The sequence below is a fragment of the Pseudoroseomonas ludipueritiae genome, assembly GCF_014490445.1.
Taxonomy (GTDB): Bacteria; Pseudomonadota; Alphaproteobacteria; order Acetobacterales; family Acetobacteraceae; genus Pseudoroseomonas; species Pseudoroseomonas ludipueritiae.
In genome coordinates, this window is sequence record NZ_JACTUZ010000003.1 from 101,529 (window position 1) to 107,528 (window position 6,000).

5 protein-coding genes are annotated in these 6,000 nt (G+C 72.4%); 1 reads left to right on the forward strand and 4 read right to left on the reverse strand.

Going from position 1 to position 6,000, the window contains the following annotated elements; translation table 11 throughout:
• Window positions 1-91: 91 nt before the first annotated feature.
• Window positions 92-1,873 carry a gamma-glutamyltransferase family protein gene (locus IBL25_RS02140; RefSeq protein WP_187776904.1) on the forward strand — a complete coding sequence of 594 codons (1,782 nt, stop codon included), beginning with the start codon at window positions 92-94 and terminating at the stop codon, window positions 1,871-1,873.
• 39 nt (window positions 1,874-1,912) lie between these two features.
• On the opposite strand, the gene IBL25_RS02145 is transcribed toward IBL25_RS02140, so the two are convergent.
• The 4 genes from IBL25_RS02145 to IBL25_RS02160 form a co-directional block, all read right to left on the reverse strand.
• Window positions 1,913-2,887 (reverse strand): Bug family tripartite tricarboxylate transporter substrate binding protein, encoded by a 975-nt coding sequence (locus IBL25_RS02145; protein WP_187776905.1) that lies wholly within the window; start codon window positions 2,885-2,887, stop codon window positions 1,913-1,915.
• Window positions 2,888-2,891: 4 nt separating this feature from the next.
• Entirely contained in the window at window positions 2,892-3,896 is a 1,005-nt protein-coding gene (locus IBL25_RS02150; RefSeq protein WP_187776906.1) for a Bug family tripartite tricarboxylate transporter substrate binding protein, read from the reverse strand.
• Entirely contained in the window at window positions 3,893-5,377 is a 1,485-nt protein-coding gene (locus IBL25_RS02155) for an aldehyde dehydrogenase family protein (RefSeq protein WP_187776907.1), read from the reverse strand. The genes IBL25_RS02150 and IBL25_RS02155 overlap by 4 nt, the downstream gene beginning before the upstream one ends.
• A gap of 29 nt (window positions 5,378-5,406) precedes the next feature.
• Window positions 5,407-6,000: thiamine pyrophosphate-dependent enzyme (locus IBL25_RS02160; RefSeq protein ID WP_238940153.1), on the reverse strand; the 594-nt coding region annotated here is incomplete at its 5' end.

The window sequence follows — 6,000 nt, forward strand, 5'->3', positions numbered from 1 at the left end:
CAATTTGCTGCATTAGAAGCGGTGCCGTGCCCGGCCAGGGCGAGAGAATGTGGAACCAATGCGGATTGGTTCCAGAAAAGGAGCGCCGCCCATGTTCACCACCCGCCCCGAGATCCGTGGCACCTTCGGCGCCGTGGCCAGCACCCACTGGCTGGCCAGCGCCGTCGGCATGTCGGTGCTGGAGCGGGGCGGCAATGCCTTCGACGCCGCCGCCGCCACCGGCTTCGTGCTGCAGATCGTGGAGCCGCACCTGAACGGTCCGGGCGGCGAGGTGCCCATCATCCTCAAGCGCCACGACGCGGCGGAGCCCCTGGTGATCTGCGGCCAGGGCCCCTTTCCCATGGGCGCCACGCCGGAGCATTTCGCCAGCCTGGGGCTGAAGCAGGTGCCCGGCACCGGCCTGCTGCCTTCCGTTGTGCCCGGCGCCTTCGATGCCTGGATGCTGCTGCTGCGCGACCATGGCACCTGGAGCCCGCGCGCCGTGCTGGAAGCCGCCATCGGCTATGCCGAGGAAGGCTTCCCCGTGCTGCCGCGTGTCTCGGCCTCCATCCTGCCGGCGCGCGAGTTCTTCCCCGCCGAATGGCCTACCTCCGCCGAGGTCTGGCTGCCGGGCGGCGAGGTGCCGCGCCCGCGCGCCCGGCTCCGCACGCCGGGCATCGCCGCCACCTATCGCCGCATCCTGGCCGAGGCCGAGGCGGCGGGCCCCGACCGCGAGCGCCAGATCGAGGCCGCGCGGGATGCCTTCTACCGTGGCTTCGTGGCCGAGGCGGTGGACCGCTTCTACCGCACGGCGGAGCTGATGGATTCCAGCGGCCGCCGCCACGGCGGCGTGCTGCGCGCCGATGACTTCGCCCGCTACCGGGCACAGGTGGAGCGCACCGTCTCGCGCGACTACGCGGGCGTCACGGTGCACAAGACCGGCCCCTGGGGCCAGGGCCCGGTGCTGCTGCAGACCCTGGCGCTGCTGGAAGGCTATGACATCGCGGGCATGGACCCGGCGGGGGAGCAGTTCGTCCACACCGTCGTGGAATGCATGAAGCTTTCCTATGCCGACCGCGAGGTCTTCTACGGCGACCCGGATGCTTCCGAGATCCCGCTCGACACGCTGCTCTCGCGCGAATACGCCGACTGCCGCCGCGGCCTGGTGCGCGAGGCCGCCTCGCTCGACCTCACGCCCGGGGACCTGCCTGGCGCCGCCGAGGCCATGCGCCGCATCCTGGCCATGGCCGGGGCGGAAACGCCGGTGGGCATCGGCTTCGGCGAGCCCACCTTCGCGCCACTGCCGGTGGAATGGGGTGACACGGTGCACCTGGACGTGGTGGACCGCTGGGGCAACATGATCTCCGCCACGCCTTCGGGCGGCTGGCTGCAATCATCCCCGGCGGTGCCGGGCCTCGGCTTCTCCATCTCCACGCGCGGCCAGATGGGCTGGCTGAATGCCGGCCTGCCGAGCGACCTGCGCCCCGGCACCCGCCCCCGCACCACCCTGACGCCGACGCTGGTGACGAAGGATGGCGAGGCCTGCCTCGCCATGGGCACGCCGGGCGGCGACCAGCAGGACCAATGGACCCTGGCCGTGCTGCTGCGGCGGCTGCACCATGGGCTGGACCTGCAGGCGGCGATCGACCTTCCGCTCTTCACCAGCAAGCACTTCCCGCAATCCTTCTACCCCCGCACCTTCGAGCCCGGCCGCCTGCTGGTGGAGGACCGCATCGGCCCCGAGGCCATCGCGGCGCTGGAGCGCCGGGGGCACCGCGTGAAGGTGGAGGCGCCCTGGTCCCTGGGCCGCGTCTGTGCCGTGGGGCGGGAGGATGGCTTCGTCATCGCCGCCGCCACGCCGCGGCTGATGCAGGCCTATGCCATCGGCCGCTGAAGTCTAGGGCGGGGGCCCTTCCCGGCCCCCACCCCTTGCCTATTCCGGCTCGATGCCGGCGGCGCGGACCATCTCCGCCCAGCGCGGCAATTCCCGCTCCACCAGCGCCGCCAGCGGGGCGGGGCCGGCCGGCAGCGCCTCGAAGCCGATGCCGGCCAGGCGCTGCACCACCGGCGGCCGTTGCAGGACGCGCACCAGCGCATCGCCCAGCGCGCCCGTCACCTCCCCCGGCGTGCCCGCCGGGGCGAAGACGCCGTTCCAGGCGGCGAGGTCGAAGCCCTCCACCCGGGCCTCGTGCAGGCTGGGCAGGTCCGGCATCAGGGCCGAGCGCTCCCGCGTGGTGACGGCCAGGGCCCGCAGCCGCCCCTCGCGGATATGGCCGAGGCTGGCGGTGATATCGATCATCATGGCGTCGATGCGGCCGCCGATCACATCGGTCAACGCCTGCGGGGCGGAGCGGTAGGGCGCGGTGGTGGCCTGGAAGCCCGCCAGCCGCGCCAGCGTGGCCATGCCCACCACCCCGATGGCATTGGCCGAGGCGCAGTTCACCCCGCCCGGCTTTCCCTTGGCCCAGGCGATGAAGCTCGCCACGTCCCGCGCCGGCACCTCCGGCCCCACCACCAGCAGGAAGGCCGGGTTGCCCAGCCGCGCCACCGGCGCGAAGTCCCGCACCGGGTCGTAGTCGATCTGGCGCAGCAGCGCGGGATTGGCCGAATGCGTGGTATTGGTGGTCATGAACAGCGTGTGCCCGTCCGGCACCGCGCGGGCCACGGCCACCGCCGCGATGGCGCCATTGGCGCCCGGCCGGTTCTCGATCACCACCGTGCCGCCGATCTCCTCCGCCAGCAGCGGCGCCACGATGCGCGCGACGCCATCGGTGCCGGAACCGGCGGCGAAGGGCACCACCAGGGTCACCGGCCGCGCGGGCTTCCAGCCCGCGCCCTGCGCCCGGGCCGGCGCGGCGAGGGCCAGCCCGGCCAGCAGGCACCTGCGGGAAAGCCATGGAAGCGTCATGGGCCTATTCCACCTTGATGTTGTGCTCGCGCAGCACGCGGCTCCAGAGGGCGATCTCGGATGCCATCGCCTCCCGGAAGGCCGCCGTCTCCGCGCCGGGCACGGTGGCGCCGGTTTCCTCCAGCCTGCGGCCGAAATCCTGGCCGCTCATGGCCGAGGCCATCACCGCCTGCATGCCCGCCAGCGCCTCCTGCGGCGTGCCGCGCGGCGCCAGCAGGCCGAACCAGGCATGGTGCACAAAATCGAGCCCCTGCTCCCGCGCCGTGGGCAGGTCCGGCAGCGCCGGCAGGCGCTCCGCCGCACCCACCGCCATGGGCTTCAGCGCGCCGCCGCGAAGCTGCCCGGCGACCGTGGGATAGACCGGCAGGATGAACTGCACCTGCCCGCCGATCAGATCCGTCACCGCCTGGGCCATGCCACGGTAGCTGACATGGTTGAGCCGGATGCCGGCGGCCTCCTGCAACAGCTCGGCCTGCAGGTGCGGCACGCTGCCGATGCCGCCGGAGCCGTAGAAAAGCTGCCCCGGCCGCGCCTTGGCATAGGCCAGGAAGCCCTTGAGGTCCTGCACCGGCAGCGAGGGGGCGGCGGTCAGCAGCGGCGGGTATTGCGCCAGCAGCGAGACCGGCTCCAGGTCCTGGCGGGGGTCGAAGCCGACATCGCGCCCGGCGGCGGCGGCGATGGCCAGGGAATTATCCGTCAGCAGCACGGTGGTGGCGTCCGGCGCGGCGCGCGCCACGGCCTGCCAGCCCACGGCGCCGCCGCCGCCGGTGCGGTTCTCCACCACGAAGGACTGCCCGGTGAGTTCCTGCAGGCGGCTGGCGAGATGGCGGGCCAGGAAATCGGCGGTGCCACCAGCCGCCAGGGGAACGATGACCCGCACCGGCCGGTCTGCGGGCCAGGCGGGCCGGGACGAGGTCGTGGCACGCACCAGGGCCGGGCGCGCCAGCAGGGCGGGGGCACCGGCCAGCAGCAGCGCCGCCCCGCGCCGGGTGAGCCGGGGCGCGCTCATTGCTCCAGCCTCACATGGATGTTCTTGGACTGGGTATAGGCCAGCAGTTCCTCGATGCTTTCTTCCCGCCCGAGGCCCGACTGCTTGTAGCCGCCGAAGCCGGTGCCGATGAAATGCTTGCTGGTCTCGTTCACCCAGACGAAGCCAGCCTGCACGGCGGCGGCGTTGCGGTGCGCGGTGGCGAGGTCCCGCGTCCAGATCGAGGCGGTGAGGCCGTATTCCACGGCATTCACGTCCCGCAGCATCTGCGCCTCATCCTCCCAGCGCAGCACGGAGAGCACGGGGCCGAAGATCTCCTCCCGCGCGATGCGCATCCGCGGCGTGACGCCGGTGAAAATTGTGGGGCGCAGGTAGCAGCCGCGCGCCAGTTCCGGGTCATCCGGCGGGCCGCCGCCGGTCAGCAATTCTGCGCCTTCCGCATGGGCGGATTCGACGAATTCCATGACGCGCCCGTGATGCGCGCGGCTGATCAGGCTGCCCACCTCCGTCTCCATCCGCGTCGGCAGGCCGGGGCGCATGGCGGAGACGATTTTTTCGAGCTCCGCCACCACGGCATCATGGATATCGGCATGGAGAAAGGCGCGGGAGGTGGAGCCGCAGGACTGGCCGCACCAGGTGAAGTTCATGCCGCGCGCCAGCCCTGCCGCCACTTTCGCGGGGTCGGAATCCGCATGGGCGATCAAGGCATTCTTGCCACCCAGCTCCAGCAGCACGGGCTTGATCCGGTCGGCCGCCGCGCGCAGCACGGCGCGGCCGGCGGGCACGCTGCCGATCAGCGCCACCTTGTCCACGCCGGGATGCGCCACCAGCGCGGCACCCGCCTCCCGCCCGCCGGAGAGCACGTTGAAGACGCCAGGCGGGAAGTGGTCGCCCGCGATCTCCATCAGCCGCAGCGCGGAAAGCGGCGCCTGCTCCGGCGTCTTGACGATCACGGCATTGCCGGCGGCCAGCGGCGCCGCCGCGCGCAGCGTCGCGAACATGATGGGGTGGTTGAAGGGGATGATCTTGGCCACCACGCCCCAGGGCTCGCGCACGGAGTAGTTCACCACCCCCTCGCCCATCGGCACGGTGTCGCCTTTCATCTCCGTCACCAGCCCGGCGAAATAGTCGCAGCCATCGGCCGACATTTCGAGATCATGCAGCAGCGCGCGCAGCGGATTGCCGCCGTCGATGGCATCGATCAGCGCCAGTTCCCGCGCATGCGCGCGCAGCACATCGCCGAAGCGGCGCAGGATCTTGGCGCGCTCCAGCGGCGGCACGCGGCGCCAGTGCTCGAAGCCCTCCCGCGCGGCGGCCACGGCGGCATCCACATCGGCGGCACCGGCGGCGGCCACCTCGCCCAGGGCCTCGCCCGTGGCGGGGCTTTCCACCGCGAGGCGGGTGCCGCCAAGCGGCTCATGCCAGGCGCCGCCATAGAACAGGCCGCGCCGTTCCGGCAGTTTCACCCCTGCTGACAGGGTGGCGGACAGGTCGTCCGGCATGGTGTTGTTCCTCCCGATTTTTGTTGTTCTCAGTGCTGGCCGGGCTCGCGCGTCAGCGCCTTGGCCATGGAAGGCGCGTAGCCGGGGGCGACGCGGGCATCGACCAGCGCCACGCCACCCGCCTCCACATGCGCCACGGCCTCGGCCAAGGCGGCATCCAGCGCGGCCTCATCCGCCACCGGCCCCAGGCCGAGCAGGCCCAGGCCACGCGCCAGGGTGGCGAAATCCGGGTCCGGGTCGCTGATGGACTGGCCGACCCACTTGTTCTCCACCGGGCGCCCGCGCTCCCGCGCCACGCGCTCCTGATGCACCTCGTCATTGAAGAAGGAGCGGTTGTTGGAGACGATCACCAGCAGCGGCACCCGGTAATGCGCGGCGGTCCAGAGGGCGCTGAGGCCCATCATGGTGTCGCCATCGCCCAGGATGGCCACCGGCAGCCGGCCGCTGCCGCGCAGCGCCAGGGCCGCGCCCACCGCCATGCCCGGCCCGCTGCCGATGCCGCCGCCGCCATCCTGCCCAAGATAATCCAGCGGATGCCGGAAATGCCGCAGCGCGCCATCCCAGCCCAGCGGCAGGCGGATCAGCGTCAGCGCCCGCCCCGGCGTGCCGCGGCGCAGGGAGGC

Bases quoted from the DNA above. Each gene is read 5' to 3' on its own strand.
- IBL25_RS02140 (WP_187776904.1), top strand. From the start codon at position 92: ATGTTCACCACCCGCCCCGAGATCCGTGGCACCTTCGGCGCCGTGGCC.
- IBL25_RS02145 (WP_187776905.1), bottom strand. From the start codon at position 2,887: ATGACGCTTCCATGGCTTTCCCGCAGGTGCCTGCTGGCCGGGCTGGCC.
- IBL25_RS02150 (WP_187776906.1), bottom strand. From the start codon at position 3,896: ATGAGCGCGCCCCGGCTCACCCGGCGCGGGGCGGCGCTGCTGCTGGCC.
- IBL25_RS02155 (WP_187776907.1), bottom strand. From the start codon at position 5,377: ATGCCGGACGACCTGTCCGCCACCCTGTCAGCAGGGGTGAAACTGCCG.